This is a genomic window from Streptomyces sp. HUAS YS2 (assembly GCF_033343995.1).
In the GTDB taxonomy this organism is placed as follows: Bacteria; Actinomycetota; Actinomycetes; order Streptomycetales; family Streptomycetaceae; genus Streptomyces; species Streptomyces solicathayae.
This window is the reverse complement of sequence record NZ_CP137573.1, coordinates 4,098,306-4,118,717: the sequence shown is the minus strand read 5'-3', so window position 1 is coordinate 4,118,717 and position 20,412 is coordinate 4,098,306. Positions and strand designations below refer to the sequence as shown.

Below are 20,412 nucleotides of genomic sequence, written 5' to 3'. Positions count from 1 at the left end.
ACAGAACGGACACCCGAGGGGCCCTGGACCGGCCACCTGCCGCCACCTTTCCGCGGGTCCGCCCCGCCGCCAATGGCACCATGACGCAGTGACCCACGCACGGCAGCACACCATCCAGGTCGTCGCCCACCGCGGCGCCTCCGAGGACGCCCCCGAACACACCCTTGCCGCGTACATGAAGGCCATCGAGGACGGCGCCGACGCCCTCGAGTGCGATGTCCGGCTCACCGCCGACGGCCACCTCGTGTGCGTGCACGACCGCCGCGTCGACCGCACCTCCAACGGCCGCGGCGCCGTCTCCGCCCTGGAGCTCGCCGACCTCGCCGCGCTCGACTTCGGTACGTGGAAGGGGCGCGAGGACGCCACCGAGAGCCCCGACTGGGGAGACCGCGAGTACACCTCCGTCCTCACCCTCGAACGGCTCCTCGAGCTCGTCGCCGACGCCGGCCGCCACATCGAGCTGGCCATCGAGACCAAGCACCCCACCCGTTGGGCGGGCCAGGTGGAGGACCGGCTGCTCCAGCTGCTGCGCCGGTTCGACCTCGCCGATCCGGCGCCGGACGCCTCGCCCGTCCGGGTCATGAGCTTCTCGGCCCGCTCCCTGCAACGCATCGAGGCGGCCGCACCGACCCTCCCGACCGTCTATCTCACACAGTTCGTCACCCCGCGGCTCAAGGACGGCCGGCTGCCCGGGACCACCCGTATCGCCGGCCCGTCCATCCGCATCGTGCGCCACCACCCCACCGTCGTCCTGCGGCTCCAGCAGGCCGGCCACCAGGTGCACGTGTGGACCGTCGACGATGCCGAGGACATCGAACTGTGCGCCCGGCTCGGCGTCGAGGCGATCATCACGAACCGGCCGAAGCAGGTGCTGTCCCACCTGGGCCGCCTCTGACAACCTCCCCGCCACCGGTGTCCCACCCGTCACAGCCCTTACAGGGAGTGCACCGGCGCGTTCGGAACGTATTCGAGCGTCACGAGTGCGTCACCGGAGGCGTACTGGCCGGTTTCCGGTTCCGGCCATTGGGGCATTCACACCGTGGCGTGGGGTGAAGGAGGTCTCGGGGGTGGCGTTGGTGGTGGCACAGGAGGTGCCCACGTCGTCGAGCATGGCCGTGCCCCATGGCCCTGCGGGCGTGGGGGAAGCACGGCACCGGATGCGGGAGCAGTTGCACCGCAGCGGGGTGTCCGAATCGGTCGTCGACGACGCGGTACTGATCCTTTCCGAGCTGCTCAGCAATGCCTGCCGGCACGGCAGACCGCTGGGCCGGGCCGAGGTGGGCGACGGCGACGTACGGGCGGCGTGGCGCATTGATCCGGCGGGCGGGCTGACGGTCGAGGTGACGGACGGCGGTGGTCCGACCCGGCCGGTTCCTTCGACGCCCTCGGTCACCGCACGCGGCGGCCGCGGGCTGAACATCATCAGCGCCCTCTCCCAGGACTGGGGCGTACGGGACAGCGCGTCCGGCGAGGTGACGGTCTGGGTGCTCGTCTCGGTGGGCCACCGGCGCGAGGACTTCGCGGCCAGCGTCGCCGGCCCGGGCTTCGAACTCCTCGACGCGTACGAGGACCTGGACTGAGCCGGGGGGGCCGGGACACCGAGAGCCCGGGGGACCACCCCCCCTCTCCGCTCCGGTACGAAGTCCCTTCGACCCGCCCGATGGCGTTCCCGGTCCCGTACCGCGCACCTCGCGCGGGCCGGGCGGCTAGGCTCGCCGCGGAGAACGCACCGCCGCTATCGGGAGAAAGCCACACCATGGCCAAGAAGCGCCCCCAGACGAAGGCCGTCAAGCCGCAGCTGACCGACGGAGAGATTCCGGTCGTCGGGGCCCGCGAGCCCTGCCCGTGCGGTTCGGGTCGCCGCTACAAGGCGTGTCACGGCCGGGCCGCCGCACACGCCGAGACCGAGCTCGTCCAGCGCCCCTTCGAGGGCCTGAACGGCGAGTGCGACTGGGTCGCCCTGCGCGAGCTGGTGCCCGCCGCCACCGCGCCGCTCGCCCTGAAGGGCGGACTGCCGGAGGGCGTGCCCTCCGTGACGCTGGCGACCGTGCTGCCGATGGCGTGGCCGGCGCTGCGCCGCGACGACGGCTCCGTCCTCCTCGCGCTGCAGAACGAGTCCTCCTCCGGCGACCTCGCCCGCGACCTCGCCGACACCCTCCAGCGCGCGCTGGAGACCGAGCCCGGCAACCCGGTTCCCGCCCGGCGCGTGCCGGCCGAGGGCCCGCGGCTCCAGGATCTGCTCGACGCGGACGTCGATTTTGCGCCGGACGTGCACGAGGGATTCGAATTCTGGGTTCCGGATTCCGGCGAGAACGCCTCCGCCGAGGTCACCGCCTCGCTGGAGCGCGCCAACGCCGCCGCGATCCCGACCGTGCGACTGACCGGTGTCGACGCCGCGTACTGGTGCGAGACGCCGGTGAAGAACCACCTGCGCTGGGTCATGCCGCACGCCGAGGAGAAGCTGCTCGACGCGCTGGCCAGGCTGCACGCCGACAACGGCACCTCGCTCGGCGAAGGCACCCGTCTGGTCGGCTCGTTCCGGGCGCACGGCCTGATGGTGCCGGTGTGGGACCTGCCCAGCGGAATGACCGCGGAGGAGTGCGAGAAGCCGGCGGCCGAGTTCGCCGAGCGGCTGACCGCGGCGCTGGCCGTGGACGCTCCGCTCACTCCCGAGCAGCGCCGCGCCCGCGGCGGCCTCACGAACCGTCAGGTCACGCTCAGCTGATGTCCGGGCGGCGACGGTGACTGACAGACCGACCAGTCGGTGACCTCCGCCACAACTCGCCGCCCTCCCCCGATGAATAACCTGACTGAATTACAGAGATCGAATTTGCGAACGGCAGATCTCTTGTTACGGTTCAGGAAGCCCGGTCGCTGGTGCATCCCCCGTCGCCAGCGACCGGGCGTTCTCGTGCCCGCATGTGTTCCGGGCGTCAACTTCCTTCGGCCGCAGGCGCGTTGCTTCCCGACCGCAACAACAGTGGCGTGCTGCCACCCTCGCCCGCACCGGCGAACTCCGCCACCGCGCTGTACTTCGAAACCGACGCGCGCGAACGTTCCCGCGGCGTTTCACAGGCGCCCGGCTCGTCCTCCGCCGAAACCTCGCAATAGGTCTGCACGGTCCGCCCGCCGGGGGCCATCAGGGTGAGGACGGCCGTGAGCTCCAGGCCGGAGGCGTTGCGGTAGTACGTGCGCCCCCAGGTCTCGCCGTTCTCCGTCAGGACGCAGGTCTGCGCCTCGATGCCGTCGGGGGAGCTGAGTTCGGGACCGCAGGCGGACGACCGCCCGCCCGGCGCGGGCACCGCGGTCGGTACGGCGGAGAGAGCACCCTTCTCCGGTACGCCGCCGGGGGCCCGCTCCGGGGCCCCGACCACGGACAGCAGCCCGCCCGGCACGGCCCTGCCGCCCTTGCCGTCCCCGGCGGGGACAGTCCCGGCGGGCCCTCCGGCCGGTCCGGCGAACGCCGCCAGCGGCACGAGCACCGCGCACACGACGGCGGCCCCGAGCCCGATCACGCGCAGATTCATGGCCCCACCTGTGCCGTCGCGAAGATGCCGTCCCGACGATATCGACGGGTGGCACGCCTCCGTCCCGCCGCACGCCCGATTCCCGTACAACTCGGCCCCGCTCACACCCGTACGGGTGACGGACCCGTACGCCGACCGCGCGGCGGGGCGTGGGGTGGTGTCAGTACGCCAGCCGGCTGCCGCCGCCCGGCGCGGCGGCGCTCGCGTCGACCAGCGCGTCCACGACCGCCTCGACGTCCGGCAGCCAGGGCCGCGCGGAGCCGGCCAGCGGGGCCCGCTCCCAGCGCACCTGCCCGGTCCCGGCGACCGACGGCGGCAGGACCAGGTAGCCGCCCTCGCCGTGGAAGCGCAGCGAGCTGGGCACCGAGTCCTTCGTGTAGAGGAGCTCCCCGAGCTGCTCCATCCCGTACGGGGCGACCAGCAGCGCGAACCGCGTCGGCGTCGCCACCACCGGCCCGAGACGCATGCCCCAGCCGTCCAGCACGCTCAGCGCCCGCGCGCCCGCGACCGCGGGCAGGCTCACCGCGCACGGGGCGCGCCCGCCGGTGGCCATCACGACGGGGGCGTCCGGGCGGTTGGTCCACCACCAGCGCACCATGCGCGCGTCCGTGGTGGCTGCGAGGAGCCCGGGATCGAAGGGGTGTGCGCCGGGGACGACGCACTCGGGGTCGGGGCAGGCGCAGCCGCGCCCGCGGTCGCCACGGCTTCCGGCCGCTTTCAGCCCCACACCGGGGAGAACCGGCCACTGCCACTCGGTGGCGCAGGTGAGCGCCGCGTCGAGCTGCTCGGTCCTCCTCGTGCGCCGGAACCGGAGCCTGCGTCGCCTTCCGAGGATCTCGCGCATGAGCGCTCGTTCCTTTCCGTTGAACGCCGAGGTCCGCATCACACCACGTGCGGAACCGTTCACTGTGCGTATCAGCGCTTCGCCGCCCCTGGAAATCGGGGCCGAGTCGGGCTCGTCGTTCATCTGACGCGTGGCGAGGCGGCGCATCCTCTGCGCCCACTGTCGCCTGCGGCGGTAAGGGCCATCACCGTGTACGTACCCGACACGGCATCGACTCAACGCTCTTTCAAACGACGTCAGTCGACCGCAAAAGGTGCGCAGTGGGGGTAATTTTCAGCCAAGTTCGACTCGAGCACAACACCCTGTGCACGGCCCCACGGACACCACAAGTCCCGCGTGGACAATGCTGGACATCCCTCGCCGAGTGCGTGTACATGTGGATGCATTGCTGGCGCCGCAGATTGACATGGGGGTTTGCGATGCTGATGAGCGAGACACACCCGTCGGAAAGCCGACGGCCATGAGCGCCCCTCACCTGCCGAAAGTGGCCGGAATCGATTCCAGTGTCCCCGGCCCCGCGCACACTGCGGCCTCCACCGCGGCTTCCCTCCCCGGCGTGCCCGCGGCCCCGGCCCCACCCGGCGCGCTGATCCAGGACCGGCTGGCCGGCTGGGTCTCCGACCTCACCACCCTGCACGAACTCATCGAACGCCTGGTCAGGACCAGCACCCTCGACGACGCGCTCGCCGAACTGCTGCGCGCCGGATCCGCCCTCGTCGGCGCCCGCCGCGGCATGGTCGTCCTCGAACCCGCCGACGGTCTCGGCCCCGCCACCACCGTCGGCCTCGGCCTCGCCCACGCCGACCTCGGACACATCGAGACCGTGCCGCGCAGCGCCACCTCGTACGGCCGCATCCTCGACGGCCTGCCGGACCCCGGCGCCCACCCCGACCTGCTCGGCGAGGCCGAGCTCGACCCGCGCCACCGCGAGGTCGCCGCCCGCCTCGGCTACGCCGCCAGCTACGCGCTGCCCCTGTCCCCGGAGGACACCGGCGACGGCGCGTCCGCGGGCGCCGCGACCACGGGGCCGCTCGCTGCGGGCCGGCTCGGCGCGGTCGTCTGGCTGTACGACGAGCCCGCGGAACCCGTCGAACGGCAGCGCCACCTCATCGGCCTGTACGTCCGGTACGCCACCGAGCACCTCGCCCGCCTCGTCGAACTGCGGCGGGCCCGCGTCCAGGTCGCCACCGTCGCCGAGGAACTGCTGCCCAGCCGCCTCCCCCGGGTTCCCGGCGTCCAGCTCGCCGCGCGCCACCGCAGCCACCCCCGCGGCGGCGGCGACTGGTACGACGCGCTGCCGCTGCCCGAGGGCGCGCTCGGTCTCGCCGTCGGCTCCGTCTCCGGCAGCGGGCCCAGCGCGCTTGCCGCGATGGGGCGGCTGCGCGCCTCCCTGCGGGCGTACGCGGTGATGGAGGGCGAGGACCCGGTCGCCGTCCTGTCCGACCTGGAGCTGCTGCTGCGGCTCACCGAACCCGCCCGCACGGCGACCGCCCTCTTCGCGTACGCCGAACCCGGGCTCCGCAAGATCGTGCTGGCCGGCGCCGGGCACACCCCGCCGCTGATCATCGGCGAGCAGCGCACCGAGTTCGTCGAGACCTCGCTGTCCGCGCCACTGGGCATGCTCTCCTGCTGGGAGGCCCCGAGCGAGGAGCTGTCGCCCGCGCCCGGAGAAACGGTGCTGCTCTACACCGACGGGCTGCTCCGCCGTACCGGCGAACCGATGGACCGGGCCTTCGCACGGCTGCACGCGGCCGCCGCGAGCGTGCCGAAGGCCGACCGCCCCGACCCGGGAGCCGTCGCCGACCACATCCTGCGCACGATGCTGCCCGAGGGGCTCGACGCTCCGGTGGAGGGCGAGGACGTGGTGCTCCTGGCGGCCCGCTTCGAGTGAGCCGGGCGGCTGCGGTTCGGCCGCGCGGTGGGTGTGACGTACACGTGACTCGTCGGTAATGGGTCTTCCGGCCCTGGGCCCCCTTCCGTACGACCGTACGATGGTGGGGGTTCAGTGTCGTACCAAAAGGAGGCAGACCCGTGGCCGAAGAGCTCACTCCGGAGACCCCGGACGAGGCCGAGGAGCCGATCAAGCAGCGCAAGAACGGCCTGTACCAGGGCGTCTCCGACGAGCTGGCCGAGAACATGAAGTCCGGCTGGGCCGACACGGAGCTCACCGGCCTGGCGCCCATCGCCCAGGCCGCGCACACCGCCGACCGCCGCGCCGCGCTCTCCGCGCGCTTCCCGGGCGAGCGCCTGGTGATCCCCGCGGGCAACCTGAAGACCCGGTCGAACGACACCGAGTACAGCTTCCGCGCCTCCACCGAGTACGCCTACCTCACCGGCGACCAGACGCACGACGGCGTCCTCGTCCTGGAGCCGGTGAAGAACGGCCACGAGGCCACGATCTACCTGCTGCCGCGCTCGAACCGCGAGAACGGCGAGTTCTGGCTGGACGGCATGGGCGAGCTGTGGGTCGGCCGCCGCAACTCCCTCGCCGAGGCCGAGCAGCTGCTCGGGATCCCGGCGAAGGACGTCCGCGAGCTGCCCCAGGCCCTCAAGGACGCCACCGGCTCCGTCCGCGCCGTCCGCGGCCACGACGCCGGCATCGAGGCCGCGCTGACCGACAAGGTCACCGCCGAGCGCGACGAAGAGCTGCGCGTGTACCTCTCCGAGGCGCGGCTGATCAAGGACGCCTTCGAGGTCGCCGAGCTGCAGAAGGCCTGCGACTCCACCGCCCGCGGTTTCGAGGACGTCGTCAAGGTCCTGGACAAGGCCGAGGCGACCAGCGAGCGCTACATCGAGGGCACCTTCTTCCTGCGCGCCCGCGTCGAGGGCAACGACGTCGGCTACGGCTCCATCTGCGCCGCCGGCCCGCACGCCTGCACCCTGCACTGGGTCCGCAACGACGGCGCGGTCCGCTCCGGCGACCTGCTGCTGCTCGACGCCGGCGTGGAGACCACCGAGCTCTACACCGCCGACGTCACCCGCACCCTGCCGATCAACGGCCGGTACACGGACATCCAGCGGAAGATCTACGACGCCGTGTACGAGGCGCAGGAGGCCGGCATCGCCGCGGTGAAGCCGGGCGCCGCCTACCGCGACTTCCACGACGCCGCGCAGCGCGTGCTCGCCGAGAAGCTCGTCGAGTGGGGCCTCGTCGAGGGCCCGGCCGAGCGCGTCCTGGAGCTCGGTCTCCAGCGCCGCTGGACCCTGCACGGCACCGGCCACATGCTCGGCATGGACGTCCACGACTGCGCCGCCGCGCGCACCGAGGCGTACGTCGACACCACGCTGGAGCCGGGCATGTGCCTGACCGTCGAGCCGGGGCTGTACTTCCAGGCCGACGACCTGACCGTGCCGGAGGAGTACCGGGGCATCGGCGTCCGCATCGAGGACGACATCCTCGTCACGGAGGACGGCAACCGGAACCTGTCCGACGCGCTGCCGCGCCGCTCCGACGAGGTCGAGGCGTGGATGGCCGGCCTGAAGGGCTGACCCTTCTCGTACGGGCACGAGCCCCCGCCGACTTCGGTCGGCGGGGGCTCGTCGTCGTGCTGCCTCTTCGCCGGGCGAGCGCCGGCGGGTTCTTCGCTAGGCGAGCGCCAGCGGGGCGTCCGGGCGCCATTTGACGATCTTGTCGAAGCTGACGACCGCGCCGCCCCTGACCGATCCGTTGCCGAAGTAGACGTGGTCGGCGAGCTCCTCGATCAGCCGCAGGCCGCGGCCGTGCTCGGCGTCCGCCGCCGCGACCGGCCGGCCGGCGGCGCTGCGGGCGAAGCCCGGGCCCGCGTCGGCCACCTCGATGCGACAGGTCTCGCCGTCGAGGTACGCCGTCACGCGGTACTCCTCCGACGCCTCGGCGTCCCCGCCGTGCTCCACCGCGTTGGCGCAGGCCTCGCTCAGCGCGACCGACAGCTCGTACGAGACGTCGGGGTCGACGCCCGCCGTCTCCATCGTGCCGAGCAGAAGACGCCGGGCGAGCGGAACGCTCGCAGCCTCGCGCCGCAGATGGAGTGACCACCAGATGCTCATGCTCCAGCCTCCTGGCTGCGGCTCGACATACCCCTACGTATTGCCCCTCGGCACCCTTCGTAAGCCCCTCGGTGATGTGAGAGCGCTCATTCGGCGGATACACACACCTCCGCGGGCCGTGTATGTCCGGGTGGACGCCCGGCCGTACGTCCGGCACGTCCCGCGTCCCGGGCCGCAAAGCGTGATCTTCCGGACCTGCCGTGAGAACGGGGGGAGGCGGGTGGAATGATGAGCCCCGCCATGTCTGCCCCCACACCGGCCGCACGCGCCGGAGCCGCCCCGCGGTTCCTGAGGGCCGCGGTGTTCACCGCGGTCTGCGTCGTGCTGTCCGCACTGGGGCACGCGCTGGCGGCCTGCGAGGGCATCGCCCTGTGGACGATCGCCGCCGGACTCGTCGGCGTCTTCGTACTCATCCTGCCGTTCGCCGGCCGGGAGCGCTCACTGCCCGCGGTCGTGGGCGCGCTCGCCGTCGGCCAGCTCTCCCTGCACACCCTCTTCGGGGTCGGCCAGATCCTGCAGCAGCGGCTCGCCGTGGGACCGGAGGCCGACGCGGCCCTGATCCGCGTGGCGGCCCGGCTCGTCTGCGGGGCCGGGGCCGCCGCGGCGCTCACCCCCGCCGACGCGGCCCGCATCGTCACCGCCGCCGGTATCGACCCGGCGCGTGTGACGGCGGGCGGGGTGGCGGCGCCCGTGCACCACGGGTCCGGCGCGACGGGCGGTGCCGGTGCGCAGTTCGGCGCCGAACTCGTTCCGAACCTGCCGATGCTGCTCGGCCACCTGCTCGCCGCCCTGGCCACCGGCTGGCTGCTGCGCCGCGGCGACCTGGCCCTCGGCCGGCTCGTCCGGCTCTCCGCCGAGGGGGCGACCGGGCTCGCCGAGGCGGCGTTCGTCCGCGCCCTGCGCGCCGCGCTCACCCTCGTACGGTCCCTCCTCGCCGGCCTTCCCGGGCTGCCCGCGACCGGTCCGCGCCGCCCCGCGCGCACCGCCGGCGACTCCTCGCCGCCACCGGCGGCCGAAGCACTCCAGCACAGCGTGATCCGGCGCGGCCCGCCGGCCGGCCTCTGCGTTCTCGCGGCCTGACGCGGTCCACTCGACGGGAGTGGGACCGCGGCGTCCGCGCGCGGCCGGCTGCCCGCCGCCCGCGCGCCGGACCTCTCACCTTCTGCCGAACCTGGAGTGTCTGAACCCATGAAGCTTTCGTCGACCGTCTCCGTGAACGTCGCCCGCGCCGCCGTGGCCGGTGGCCTCGCCCTCTCCTCCGCCGTGCTGCTCTCCGGCACCGCCTTCGCGCACGTCAGCGTGCAGCCGCAGGGCGAGGCCGCCAAGGGCGGGTACGCGACGGTCAACGTCAAGGTGCCGAACGAGCGCGACAACGCGTCCACGGTCAAGGTCGAGGTCAACTTCCCGGCCGACCACCCGCTCGCCTCCGTGATGCCGCAGCCCGTGCCCGGCTGGACGCCGGTCGTCACCAAGGCCAAGCTCGCCAAGCCGCTGGAGATGCACGGCAAGAAGATCACCGAGGCCGTCACCAAGGTCACCTGGACCGCCTCCGGCGACGCGAAGATCGGCCCCGGCCAGTTCCAGCAGTTCCCGCTCTCCCTGGGGCAGCTGCCCGAGGACACCGACCAGCTCGTCCTCAAGGCCCTCCAGACGTACGACAACAACGAGGTCGTCCGCTGGATCGAGGAGCCGAAGGAGGGCGCGGCCGAGCCGCAGAACCCCGCGCCGGTCCTGAAGCTGTCGGCCGCCACCGAGGACCACCACGGCACCGGCACCGGCGCCAAGAGCGACGACAAGGCCGCCGGGCACGACGAGAAGGCGGGCGCCTCCGAGCACGCCGAGGCCGTCGGCTCCACCGACAACACCGCCCGTGTCCTCGGCGTCGTCGGCATCCTTGTCGGCCTCGCGGGGCTGGCGTTCGGCATCCTGGCCGGCCGCCGCCGCCCGACCGCCTGAACCGCCGCACCGCCTGACGAGCGGTCCTCTCGCCGCGCCATCCGAAAGAGAACCCGTACATGAACCAGCACCACCGAGCCGCTTCCGCGCGCCCGGTCCGCCGCCGGCGCCGCACCGCGCTGGCCGCCGCCGCCCTCACGGCGGCGGCCGCCCTCACCCTCAGCGCGTGCGGCGGCGGTGACGACCCGCAGGCCGGCAGCTCCGTCGCCGAGGTCTCCGGCACCGCCGACAGCGCCAAGGCCGCGACCGTCCTCGACCGGCCGTTCGCCAAGCCCGACCTCGTCCTCACCGACACCAAGGGCAAGCCGTACGACTTCAAGGCCATGACCAAGGGCAGGCCGACGCTGATCTACTTCGGCTACACGCACTGCCCTGACGTCTGCCCGCTGACGATGAGCAACATCGCCATCGCCAAGAAGAAGCTCCCCAAGGCCGACCAGGACAAGCTCCAGGTCGTCTTCGTCACCACCGACCCGGAGCGGGACACCTCCGCCGAACTCGCCAAGTGGCTGCCCGCGGCCGGAGACGCCTCCTTCACCGGGCTCACCGGCGACTTCGCGACGATCCAGGCGGGCGCACGCCAGCTCGGCATCGGCATCGACCCGCCGAAGAAGGAGAACGGCCAGGTCGTCTCCATGCACGGCGCGCAGGTCATCGCGTTCTCGCCGACGACCGACCAGGGCTACGTGCTGTACGGCGAGGACACCACGGCCGACCAGTACGCCGAGGACCTCCCGAAGATCATCAAGGGGGAGAACCCGTGAACCGCCGCACCACCTCCCTCTCCGCCGCCGTCGCCCTCGCGACCGCGCTGGCCCTGACCGGCTGCTCCTCCTCCGGGGACACCCCCGAACTCAAGGTCAGCGGTGCGTACATGCCCCAGCCCGTGATGGACATGGCCGGCGGATTCCTCACCATCACCAACGCGGGCGGCACCGCCGACAAGCTCACCTCCGTCACCAGCCCGCTGTCGGACGACGTGACCATGCACGAGACCAAGAACCAGAAGATGCAGCAGGTGAAGTCCTTCGACATCCCCGCGAACGGCGAGCTGAACCTCGAACGGGGCGGCAACCACATCATGTTCATGGCCCTCAAGCAGAAGCCGCGCCAGGGCGACAAGGTCAGCATCGAGCTGCACTTCGAGAAGTCCGACCCGATCACGGTCGAGGTGCCCGTCGAGGCGCCCAACCACAACCCGCAGAAGCACTGAGCTGGCTGAGGGACACACCTATGACGACCACCGCCCCGCGCCTCGGAGCCGCCCTCACCCGGCTGCTCCTCGTCGCCGCCACACTCCTGGGCGCCCTGCTCGCCGGCGCCGCACCGGCGTCCGCGCACGCCGCACTCACCGGCAGCGACCCCAAGGACGGGGCGGTGGTCGCCACCGCCCCCAAGGAGGTCAACCTGACCTTCTCCGAGCAGGTCGCCATGAGCGACGACTCGATCCGGGTCCTCGACCCGGCGGGCAAGCGGATCGACACCGGCGAGATCCGCGATCTGTGCAGCGGCGCCCTCGTCCGGTACGGCGTCGGCCTGCGCGCCGGCCTGCCCGAAGGCACGTACACCGTCGCCTGGCAGACCGTCTCCGCCGACAGCCACCCCATCTCCGGGGCCTTCACCTTCTCCATCGGCGCTCCCTCCACGACAAGCGTCTCCCTCCCCGACCGCGAGGCGGGCGGCGGACCCGTCGGCGTGCTCTACGGCATCGCCCGCTACCTCGCGTACGCCGGCTTCGCCGTCCTCGTCGGCGGCGCGGCCTTCGTGCTCGCCTGCTGGCCGCGCGGCGCGACCGTCCGCCCCGTGCAGCGGCTCGTCGTCCGCGGCTGGCTCACGCTCACCGCGGCCACCCTCGCGATGCTCCTGCTGCGCAACCCCTACACCGGCTCCGGCGAACTCGCCGACGCCTTCGACCTGGGCGGCCTGAAGGCCGTCCTGGAGACGAAGACCGGCGCCGCCCTCATCTCCCGGCTGATGCTGCTCGGCGCGGCCGCGCTCTTCGTCGCCGTGCTGTTCGGCGCGTACACCAAGCGCACGGACGAGAAGGAGCGCAAGGACCTCACCTTCGGACTCGCCCTCGGCGGCACCGTGGTGGCCGCCGGCATCGCGGGCACCTGGGCGCTCGCCGAGCACGCCTCCACCGGTCTCCAGCCGGGCATCGCGATGCCCGTCGACATCCTGCACCTCCTCGCCGTCGCCGCCTGGCTCGGCGGTCTCACCGCCCTTCTCGTCGCGCTGTACCGCTCCCCCGACATCGGGCGCACCGCCGTCCGGCGGTTCTCCCGCGTCGCCTTCGGCTCCGTCGTCGTCCTCGCCGCAACCGGGCTGTACCAGTCCTGGCGGCAGGTCGGCTCCTGGTCCGCGCTGACCGACACCGCGTACGGGCAGCTGTTGCTGCTCAAGGTCGGCCTGGTGGCCGTCCTCGTCGGCATCGCCTGGATCTCCCGCAGGTGGACCGCCAGGCTCACCGAACCCACCGAGGCACCGGCGGAGCCGGAGACCGAGCCGGAAGAGCCGGAGAAGACGGACGAGGCCGAGACCGAGGCGGTCGACGAGGTGGAGGCGGCCGTCGAGGTGGAGGCGGCCGTCGAGTCCGACGAGGCCGAGGCGGTCGACGGGGCGGAAGAGTCCGACGAGGCCGAGGTCCGCGAGCACGTCACCGTGCCCGACACCGGCACCGTCCCCGACACCTCCGTCCCCGCGGACCCCGTGCGCGTCGCGCAGCTCGCGCGTCAGCGCGCCGCCATGGCCACCGCCCGCGAGAAGCGGCGCCGGAACGCTGACCCCGAACGGACCGGGCTGCGCCGCTCCGTCCTCGCAGAGGCCGCCGTCGCCGTCGTCCTGCTCGCCGTCACCACCGTCCTCACCTCCACCGAGCCCGGCCGCACCGAGGAGGAGGCCGGCCGCACCCGGTCCACGGCCGGCTCCACCGCCGTGCCCGACCGGCCCGTCGACATCCGGCTGCCCTTCGACACCGGCGGCGTCGACGGCAAGGGGACCGTGCGGCTCAGCCTCGACCCCGGCCGCTCCGGCGCCAACGCCCTCCACCTCTTCGTCGACCGCCCCAACGGGCGTCCCCTCGACGTCCCGGAGATCAAGGTCGCCTTCACCCTGAAGGCCAAGGAGATCGGGCCGCTGCCCGTCACCCCCGACCGGATCCAGACCGGCCACTGGAGCGCGAGCGGCGTCCAGATCCCGATGCCCGGCGAGTGGCTGATCCAAGTGACGGTCCGCACCTCCGACATCGACCAGACCACCATCGACAAGACCGTGAAGATCGGCTGACCCGTGACTGCACAACCCGGCCCCACCCCGGACGGACCCGGCACCGCCCCCGACGACCGGCCCGACATCTCCCGCCGCCGTCTCCTGGGCACGGTCGGCGCCGCCGGCGCGACCGGCCTCGCCCTCGGCGCCGCCGGCGGCGTCGGGGTGTACGCGGCCGCCTCCGGCCCGGACTCCGGATCCGGTTCGTCACCCGCGCTGACCACCGTGGGCTCGACCGAGGCGATGTTTCACGGGAAACATCAGGCGGGCATCACCACTCCTCTCCAGTCCCGCGGCCACCTGATCGCCTTCGACCTCGCCCCCGGCGCCGGCCGCAAGGAGGCCGCCGCCCTGCTGCGCCGCTGGTCCGCAACCGCCGCCGACCTCATGGCCGGCCGCGCGCCCGCCACCGACACCGGCATCGCCCGCGATGCCGGACCCTCCTCCCTGACCGTCACCTTCGGCTTCGGACGTACCTTCTTCGACCGCACCGGCCTCACCGCCCGGCGGCCCGCCGAACTCGACCCCCTGCCTCCCTTCTCCTCCGACGCCCTCGACCCGAAGCGCTCCGAGGGCGACCTCTGGGTCCAGATCGGCGCGGACGACGCCCTCGTCGCCTTCCACGCCCTTCGCGCGCTCCAGAAGGACGCCGGCCCCGCGGCCAAGGTCCGCTGGCAGATGAACGGCTTCAACCGCTCCCCCGGCGCCACCGCCCGGCCCATGACCGCGCGCAACCTGATGGGCCAGGTCGACGGCACCAACAACCCCAAGCGCACCGACCCCGACTTCGACCGGCGGATCTTCGTCCCCTCCGGCGGGCCGCAGCCCTGGATGGCCGGCGGCTCGTACGCGGTCGTGCGCCGGATCCGGATGCTGCTCGACGACTGGGAGCAGTTGTCCCTGGCGAAGCAGGAGCAGGTCATCGGGCGGCGGAAGTCGGACGGCGCCCCGCTCACCGGCGGCACCGAGACCACTCCGCTCGACCTGGACAAGTTCGGCCCCGACGGCAAGCTCGTCATCCCCGACAATGCCCACGCCCGCATCTCCGCCCCCGAACAGAACGGCGGTGCGGCAATGCTGCGACGCCCGTTCTCCTTCCACGACGGAATCGCCCCGGACGGCACCCCGGACGCCGGTCTCCTCTTCGTCTGCTGGCAGGCCGACCCGCTCAAGGGCTTCGTACCGGTCCAGCGCAAGCTCGACCGCGGTGACGCCCTCTCCCCCTTCCTGCGTCATGAGGCGAGCGGCCTGTTCGCCGTCCCCGGCGGGCCTGCGAAGGGTGAGTACGTGGGCCAGCGGCTTCTGGAGTCGTAGCCTCCCCGCTGCCATTAGGGTGACCAATATGTCAGCCACCCGGTACACGTATCTCGGCCCCGAAGGCACCTTCACGGAGGCCGCGCTGCGGACGCTGCCCGAGGCGGCGACCCGGGAGCTCGTCCCGATGGTCTCCGTGCCCGCCGCGCTGGACGCGGTGCGCAACGGGGAGGCCGCCGCCGCCCTCGTACCGATCGAGAACTCGGTGGAGGGCGGGGTGACCGCGACCCTCGACGAGCTCGCCTCCGGCACGCCGCTGATGATCTACCGCGAAGTGGTGCTGCCGATCGCGTTCGCCCTGCTCGTCCGGCCCGGGACCAAGCTGTCCGAGGTCAAGACCGTCACCGGGCACCCGGTGGCGCAGCCGCAGGTCCGCAAGTGGCTGCGGGCTAACCTGCCGGACGCCGTGTGGGAGTCGGCGGCGTCCAACGCGGACGGGGCGCGGCTGGTCCAGGAGGGCCGGTTCGACGCCGCCTTCGCGGGCGAGTTCGCGGCGGCGACGTACGGCCTGGAGGCCCTCGTCACCGAGATCCACGACGCGGAGAACGCCGAGACCCGGTTCGTCCTGGTGGGCCGGCCCGCCCGGCCGGCGGCGCCGACGGGTGCGGACAAGACCTCGGTGGTGCTGTGGCTGGGCGACGACCACCCGGGCGCGCTGCTCGAACTCCTGCAGGAGTTCGCCGTGCGGGGCGTGAACCTGATGCTGATCCAGTCCCGCCCGACCGGCGCGGGCATCGGCAACTACTGCTTCGCGGTGGACGCCGAGGGGCATATCGCTGACCGGCGCGTGGGCGAGGCGCTCATGGGCCTGAAGCGGATCTGCCCCAACGTCCGCTTCCTCGGCTCGTACCCGCGGGCGGGTGTGGCGGTGGAGGACGTGCGACCGCTGCGGACCGGGACGTCCGACGAGGACTTCATGACTGCCTCCGACTGGCTGGCTCGGGCCCAGGACGGGCGGGCCTGACGCGAGGGGCGTCGGCCTGACCCGATCGTGCCCCGTCGGCCGGGGTGCGGCATCCGTTCATCCACAGACGCGCACACGCAGTCCTACCTGCATATTTTTCCACCACCCGCAAAGTTATCCACAGGGGAGAGGTCCAGCCTGGGGACAAGTCGACACGACAGCCCGACACGGTCGACAAATCGCCCCAGTCACTCCACACCCACCCACAGTGCGGCAGTCCATCCCGTGTCAGTCTCATTCCGTCGATCAACTCTTTAGAGCGAGCAATTCCCACTCGAAGGAGTGCCCGAAACAGGTTTGATCTAGGAATTCCCAGGCGCGCGTCCGGGAATCCCCAAGATCCCCTTCGTGATCCACAGATCTTCCGCACAGCCTGTGGATAAAGAGACCTGAGCGCCGCCCCCTGTGGAGAAGTGAATTGATCACCACTACTCACCACTCCTCAAAGGCGAATACGGAGAGTTTCCCAATAGTTGCAATTAGGGCAAACCGACACGCAAAGCCATATCGGGTGGGGTCGCCCGAGCCCGCACCGGTAGCCTGGTGGGGTGATTGACCTTCGCCTGCTCCGTGAGGACCCCGACCGTGTTCGCGCCTCCCAGCGCGCCCGTGGAGAGGACGTCGAACTCGTCGACGCCCTGCTCTCCGCCGATGAACGGCGCAGGTCGTCCGGCGTCCGCTTCGACGAACTGCGTTCCGAGCAGAAGTCGCTCGGAAAGCTGATCCCCAAGGCCACCCCGGAGGAGCGCGCCACGCTCCTGCAGAAGGCCGAGCAGCTCAAGACCGACGTCAAGGCCGCCGAGGCCGAGCAGAACGACGCCGACGACGAAACCCGTCGGCTGCTGCTCCGGCTCGGCAACATCGTCCACGCGGACGTCCCGGTCGGCGGCGAGGAGGACTTCGTCGTCCTCGAGACGCACGGCACCATCCGCGACTTCGCCGCCGAGGGCTTCGAGCCCAAGGACCACCTGGAGCTCGGCGAGGCGCTCGGCGCCATCGACGTCGAGCGCGGCGCGAAGGTCTCCGGCTCGCGCTTCTACTACCTGACCGGCATCGGCGCGCTGCTCGAGCTGGCCCTGGTCAACGCGGCGATCGCGCAGGCGACGGAGGCCGGGTTCATCCCGATGCTGACGCCCGCGCTGGTCCGCCCGAAGGCCATGGAGGGCACCGGATTCCTCGGCCAGGCCGCGGAGAACGTGTACCACCTGGAGAAGGACGACTACTACCTCGTCGGCACGTCCGAGGTCCCCCTCGCGGCGTACCACATGGACGAGATCATCGACGCGGACAAGCTCCCGCTGCGGTACGCGGGCTTCTCGCCCTGCTTCCGCCGCGAGGCCGGTACCTACGGCAAGGACACCCGAGGCATCTTCCGGGTCCACCAGTTCGACAAGGTCGAGATGTTCTCGTACGTCGCGCCGGAGGACGCCGAGGCCGAGCACAAGCGACTCCTCGACTGGGAGAAGCAGTGGCTCACCGGCCTGGAGCTGCCGTTCCAGGTGATCGACGTGGCAACCGGCGACCTGGGCGCCTCGGCCTCGCGCAAGTACGACTGCGAGGCGTGGATCCCGACGCAGGGCAAGTACCGCGAGCTGACCTCCGCCTCCAACTGCGACGGCTTCCAGGCCCGCCGGCTCTCCGTACGGATGCGCGACGGCAAGAAGGTGCAGCCGCTGGCGACGCTGAACGGCACGCTGTGCGCCGTCCCGCGGACGATCGTGGCCATCCTGGAGAACCACCAGCTGGCGGACGGTTCGGTGCGCGTCCCGGAGATGCTCCGGCCGTACCTGGGCGGGCGCGAGGTCCTGGAGCCGATCTCCAAGTGAGCACCGGCGCCTTCCCGTACCGCCTGATCGCGACGGACCTCGACGGCACGCTGCTGCGGGCCGACGAGTCCGTCTCGGACCGTACGCGTGACGCTCTGGCCGCCGCCACGGCGGCCGGGGCGGCGCACATCGTCGTCACCGGCCGGTCCGTGCCGTGGACCCGGCACATCCTCGACGACCTCGGCTACGAGGGGCTCGCGGTCTGCGGGCAGGGTGCGCAGGTGTACCACGCGGGCGAGCACCGGCTGCTGACGTCGGTGACGCTGGACCGGCAGCTGGCCGGGCTCGCGCTGTCCAAGCTGGAGGCCGAGGTCGGACCGCTGGCGCTGGCCGCGAGCCGGGACGGACTCGACGGCGAGGTGCTGGTGAGCCCGGACTACATGGTCCAGGACGGTCCGCTGCCGGTCGTGCCGCTGGACGACCCGGCGGAGCTCTGGGCGGCGCCGCTGAACAAGCTGTACGTGCAGCACGCCACGCTCACCGACGACGAGCTGGCCGCGGCCGCGCGCCGGACCGTGGGCGGTCTGGTCGACGTCGTGGTGGCGGGCCCGCGGATAGTGGAGATCCTGCCGCTCGGCCTGAGCAAGGCGACGGGTCTGTCGCTCGCGGCGCGCCGGCTGGGTCTGAAGGCGGCGGACACGCTCGCCTTCGGCGACATGCCGAACGACATCCCGATGTTCGCCTGGGCGGCGCGCAGCGTGGCGATGGCGAACGCGCACGACGCCCTCAAGGCGGTCGCGGACGACGTCACGGCCTCGAACGAGGACGACGGCATCGCGGCCTACCTGGAGCCGCTGCTCCCGGCCTAGCCGGGAGGTCCCGGCCCGGCCGGGAGGTCCCGGCCCGGCCGGGAGGGTGGTGCTGTGCGGAGGATGCGCGGATCGAACGCGCGCAGGGGGATGCCCTGACGACGGCTTAGCAAGCCGCTGCCTTACCACTCGGCCAATCCTCCGGGAGGGGCGGTCCGCGCGGTTGGGATCCGCGCGCTCGAAGCGACCGCCCCGGCGGCGCTCCGGCTCAGGAAGCGCCGCTCGGCAGGGAGCTCGACGGACTCGTACTCTCCTCGGTCAACGTCTCGCTCCTCCCCGGTCCGGTGGTGCCGCGGGTCGATCCCGCCCAACCAGTTTGTGCCCGAAGGGCGTTCGACCGCCAACGATTAAATCGCCGGCGGTCGAACACGGCCGATCTCGCGTGCGTCAGAAGTTGATCATGTGGCCGGCCAGGCCGTGGATCGCTTCCTTCACGGCCTCGCCCAGCGTCGGGTGGGCGTGCACGTTGCGGGCCACCTCGTGGACCGTCAGGTCCCACTGCTGGGCCAGCGTCAGCTCGGGCAGCAACTCGGTGACGTCCGGGCCGATCAGGTGGGCGCCGATGATCTCGCCGTACTTCGCGTCGCTGATGATCTTCACGAAGCCGGTCGAGTCGCCGAGGCCGTGCGCCTTGCCGTTCGCGGTGAACGGGAACTTGGCGACCTTGACGTCGTACCCCTTCTCCCGCGCCTGCGCCTCGGTCCAGCCGAAGCTGGCGATCTGGGGCTGGCAGTAGGTGGCGCGCGGGATCATCGGGTAGTCGAGCTCCATGGTCTCGGCGTCCCCGATGGTCTCGGCGGCGACGACACCCATGGACTCGGCGGTGTGCGCGAGCATCAGCTTCGCGGTCACGTCGCCGATGGCGTATATGTGCGGAACGCTGGTGCGGCAACGGCCGTCCACGTCGATCGCGCCGCGGTCGGTCAGGGCGACACCGGTGTTCTCCAGGCCGTAGCCTGCGACGTTCGGCGCGAAGCCGATGGCCTGCAGGACCTTGTCGGCCTCCAGTACCTTCTGCACGCCGTCCTTGCCGGTGACGGTGACGCGGACCTGCGGGCCGGACTCGTCGATCGCCTCGACCCGGGTCGAGGTGAGCACGTCGATGCCGAGCTTGCGGTACTGCTTCGCCAGCTCCTTGGAGACGTCCGCGTCCTCCAGCGGCGCGATCCGGTCGAGGAACTCGACGACCGTGACCTTCACGCCGTAGTTGTGAAGCACGTACGCGAACTCGATGCCGATCGCGCCGGCGCCCGCGATGATGATCGACTGCGGAACGTCCTCGGCGAGGATCTGCTCCTCGAAGGTGACCACGCGCTCGCTGCGGGCGGTGCCCGGGAGCAGCTTCGGGGTGGCGCCGGTGGCGATGATGCAGTTGTCGAACGTGATCGTCTGCGTGGTGCCGTCGGAGAGGGCGACCTGCAGGGTGTTCGCGTCGACGAAGGTGCCGCGGCCGTCGAACTCCGTGATGCCGTTCTTCTTCATCAGGAAGTGGACGCCCTTGACCCGGCCGTCCGCGACCGTGCGGCTGCGCCGGAACGCCTCGCCGTAGTCGAAGGAGACGGTGCCGTCGACCTTGATGCCGAAGGTCTTGGCCTCGTGGTTGAAGATGTGGGCGAGCTCGGCGTTGCGCAGCAGCGCCTTGGTGGGGATGCAGCCGACGTTCAGGCAGACACCGCCCCAGTACTTCTCCTCCACGACCGCGACCCGCTTGCCGAGCTGCGCGGCGCGGATGGCGGCGACGTAGCCGCCGGGGCCTGCTCCGAGTACGACGACGTCGAAGCGGTCTGACATGGCTGACTCCCGAAGTGGTGATGTTCGTGTCCGCGTACCCGCCCACAGTAATCCCGGCCGGTCCGGGCCGTTCGGGAGAGCGACCGGC

The 20,412-nt window shown here is 72.0% G+C and carries 18 protein-coding genes and 1 tRNA gene; 14 read left to right on the top strand and 5 right to left on the bottom strand.

Translation table 11 applies throughout. The annotated features are described in order from the left end of the window. Positions 1 to 88: 88 nt before the first annotated feature. The 3 genes from R2D22_RS18900 (at position 89) to R2D22_RS18890 (ending at position 2,725) form a co-directional block, all read left to right on the top strand. Positions 89 to 895, top strand: coding sequence for a glycerophosphodiester phosphodiesterase (locus R2D22_RS18900; protein WP_318105088.1), 807 nt, complete (start codon positions 89 to 91; stop codon positions 893 to 895). Between the two features lie 85 nt (positions 896 to 980). Further along, on the top strand, positions 981 to 1,580 hold the full coding sequence (locus R2D22_RS18895) for an ATP-binding protein (protein ID WP_318105086.1): 600 nt from the start codon (positions 981 to 983) through the stop codon (positions 1,578 to 1,580). A 176-nt stretch (positions 1,581 to 1,756) separates the two neighbouring features. Continuing rightward, positions 1,757 to 2,725, top strand: a complete 969-nt coding sequence (locus R2D22_RS18890; protein WP_318105085.1) for a DUF5926 family protein — start codon at positions 1,757 to 1,759, stop codon at positions 2,723 to 2,725. A gap of 208 nt (positions 2,726 to 2,933) precedes the next feature. On the opposite strand, the gene R2D22_RS18885 is transcribed toward R2D22_RS18890, so the two are convergent. Together R2D22_RS18885 and R2D22_RS18880 are read right to left on the bottom strand one after the other, a co-directional pair. Then, a complete protein-coding gene (locus tag R2D22_RS18885) occupies positions 2,934 to 3,527 on the bottom strand; it encodes a hypothetical protein (RefSeq protein ID WP_318105083.1) in 594 nt (197 codons plus the stop codon). A 160-nt stretch (positions 3,528 to 3,687) separates the two neighbouring features. Beyond that, positions 3,688 to 4,371, bottom strand: coding sequence for a bifunctional DNA primase/polymerase (locus R2D22_RS18880; RefSeq protein WP_318105081.1), 684 nt, complete (start codon positions 4,369 to 4,371; stop codon positions 3,688 to 3,690). A 343-nt stretch (positions 4,372 to 4,714) separates the two neighbouring features. Between R2D22_RS18880 and R2D22_RS18875 the strand changes: the two genes are divergently transcribed. Then, positions 4,715 to 6,262, top strand: coding sequence for a PP2C family protein-serine/threonine phosphatase (locus tag R2D22_RS18875; RefSeq protein ID WP_318105079.1), 1,548 nt, complete (start codon positions 4,715 to 4,717; stop codon positions 6,260 to 6,262). A gap of 140 nt (positions 6,263 to 6,402) precedes the next feature. Continuing rightward, positions 6,403 to 7,860: an aminopeptidase P family protein gene (locus tag R2D22_RS18870; protein WP_318105077.1), complete on the top strand. Its 1,458-nt coding sequence runs from the start codon at positions 6,403 to 6,405 to the stop codon at positions 7,858 to 7,860. Positions 7,861 to 7,956: 96 nt separating this feature from the next. On the opposite strand, the gene R2D22_RS18865 is transcribed toward R2D22_RS18870, so the two are convergent. After that, entirely contained in the window at positions 7,957 to 8,397 is a 441-nt protein-coding gene (locus tag R2D22_RS18865) for an ATP-binding protein (RefSeq protein WP_318105076.1), read from the bottom strand. 240 nt (positions 8,398 to 8,637) lie between these two features. Between R2D22_RS18865 and R2D22_RS18860 the strand changes: the two genes are divergently transcribed. The 9 genes from R2D22_RS18860 (at position 8,638) to R2D22_RS18820 (ending at position 18,533) form a co-directional block, all read left to right on the top strand. Next, positions 8,638 to 9,477, top strand: a complete 840-nt coding sequence (locus R2D22_RS18860; RefSeq protein ID WP_318105075.1) for a hypothetical protein — start codon at positions 8,638 to 8,640, stop codon at positions 9,475 to 9,477. A gap of 108 nt (positions 9,478 to 9,585) precedes the next feature. Further along, the gene (locus tag R2D22_RS18855; RefSeq protein ID WP_318105074.1) at positions 9,586 to 10,353 is read left to right on the top strand and encodes a YcnI family copper-binding membrane protein; all 768 of its coding nucleotides are present in this window, start codon (positions 9,586 to 9,588) and stop codon (positions 10,351 to 10,353) included. Positions 10,354 to 10,412: 59 nt separating this feature from the next. After that, entirely contained in the window at positions 10,413 to 11,117 is a 705-nt protein-coding gene (locus tag R2D22_RS18850; RefSeq protein WP_318105073.1) for an SCO family protein, read from the top strand. Continuing rightward, positions 11,114 to 11,566 (top strand): copper chaperone PCu(A)C, encoded by a 453-nt coding sequence (locus R2D22_RS18845; protein ID WP_318105072.1) that lies wholly within the window; start codon positions 11,114 to 11,116, stop codon positions 11,564 to 11,566. The genes R2D22_RS18850 and R2D22_RS18845 overlap by 4 nt, the downstream gene beginning before the upstream one ends. A gap of 20 nt (positions 11,567 to 11,586) precedes the next feature. Continuing rightward, entirely contained in the window at positions 11,587 to 13,638 is a 2,052-nt protein-coding gene (locus R2D22_RS18840) for a copper resistance CopC/CopD family protein (RefSeq protein ID WP_318105071.1), read from the top strand. Positions 13,639 to 13,641: 3 nt separating this feature from the next. After that, positions 13,642 to 14,934, top strand: a complete 1,293-nt coding sequence (gene efeB, locus R2D22_RS18835; protein WP_411977043.1) for an iron uptake transporter deferrochelatase/peroxidase subunit — start codon at positions 13,642 to 13,644, stop codon at positions 14,932 to 14,934. 28 nt (positions 14,935 to 14,962) lie between these two features. Further along, positions 14,963 to 15,898: a prephenate dehydratase gene (gene pheA / locus R2D22_RS18830; RefSeq protein WP_318105070.1), complete on the top strand. Its 936-nt coding sequence runs from the start codon at positions 14,963 to 14,965 to the stop codon at positions 15,896 to 15,898. Between the two features lie 548 nt (positions 15,899 to 16,446). Beyond that, complete coding sequence (serS, locus tag R2D22_RS18825; RefSeq protein ID WP_318105069.1) at positions 16,447 to 17,724, top strand: serine--tRNA ligase; 1,278 nt, start codon at positions 16,447 to 16,449, stop codon at positions 17,722 to 17,724. After that, entirely contained in the window at positions 17,721 to 18,533 is an 813-nt protein-coding gene (locus R2D22_RS18820; protein WP_318105067.1) for an HAD family hydrolase, read from the top strand. The genes serS and R2D22_RS18820 overlap by 4 nt, the downstream gene beginning before the upstream one ends. 57 nt (positions 18,534 to 18,590) lie before the next feature. Here the strand turns inward: R2D22_RS18820 and R2D22_RS18815 are convergent. Next, positions 18,591 to 18,676, bottom strand: a tRNA-Ser gene (locus R2D22_RS18815). A gap of 244 nt (positions 18,677 to 18,920) precedes the next feature. Beyond that, positions 18,921 to 20,324: a dihydrolipoyl dehydrogenase gene (lpdA, locus tag R2D22_RS18810; RefSeq protein WP_318105066.1), complete on the bottom strand. Its 1,404-nt coding sequence runs from the start codon at positions 20,322 to 20,324 to the stop codon at positions 18,921 to 18,923. Positions 20,325 to 20,412: the final 88 nt, after the last annotated feature.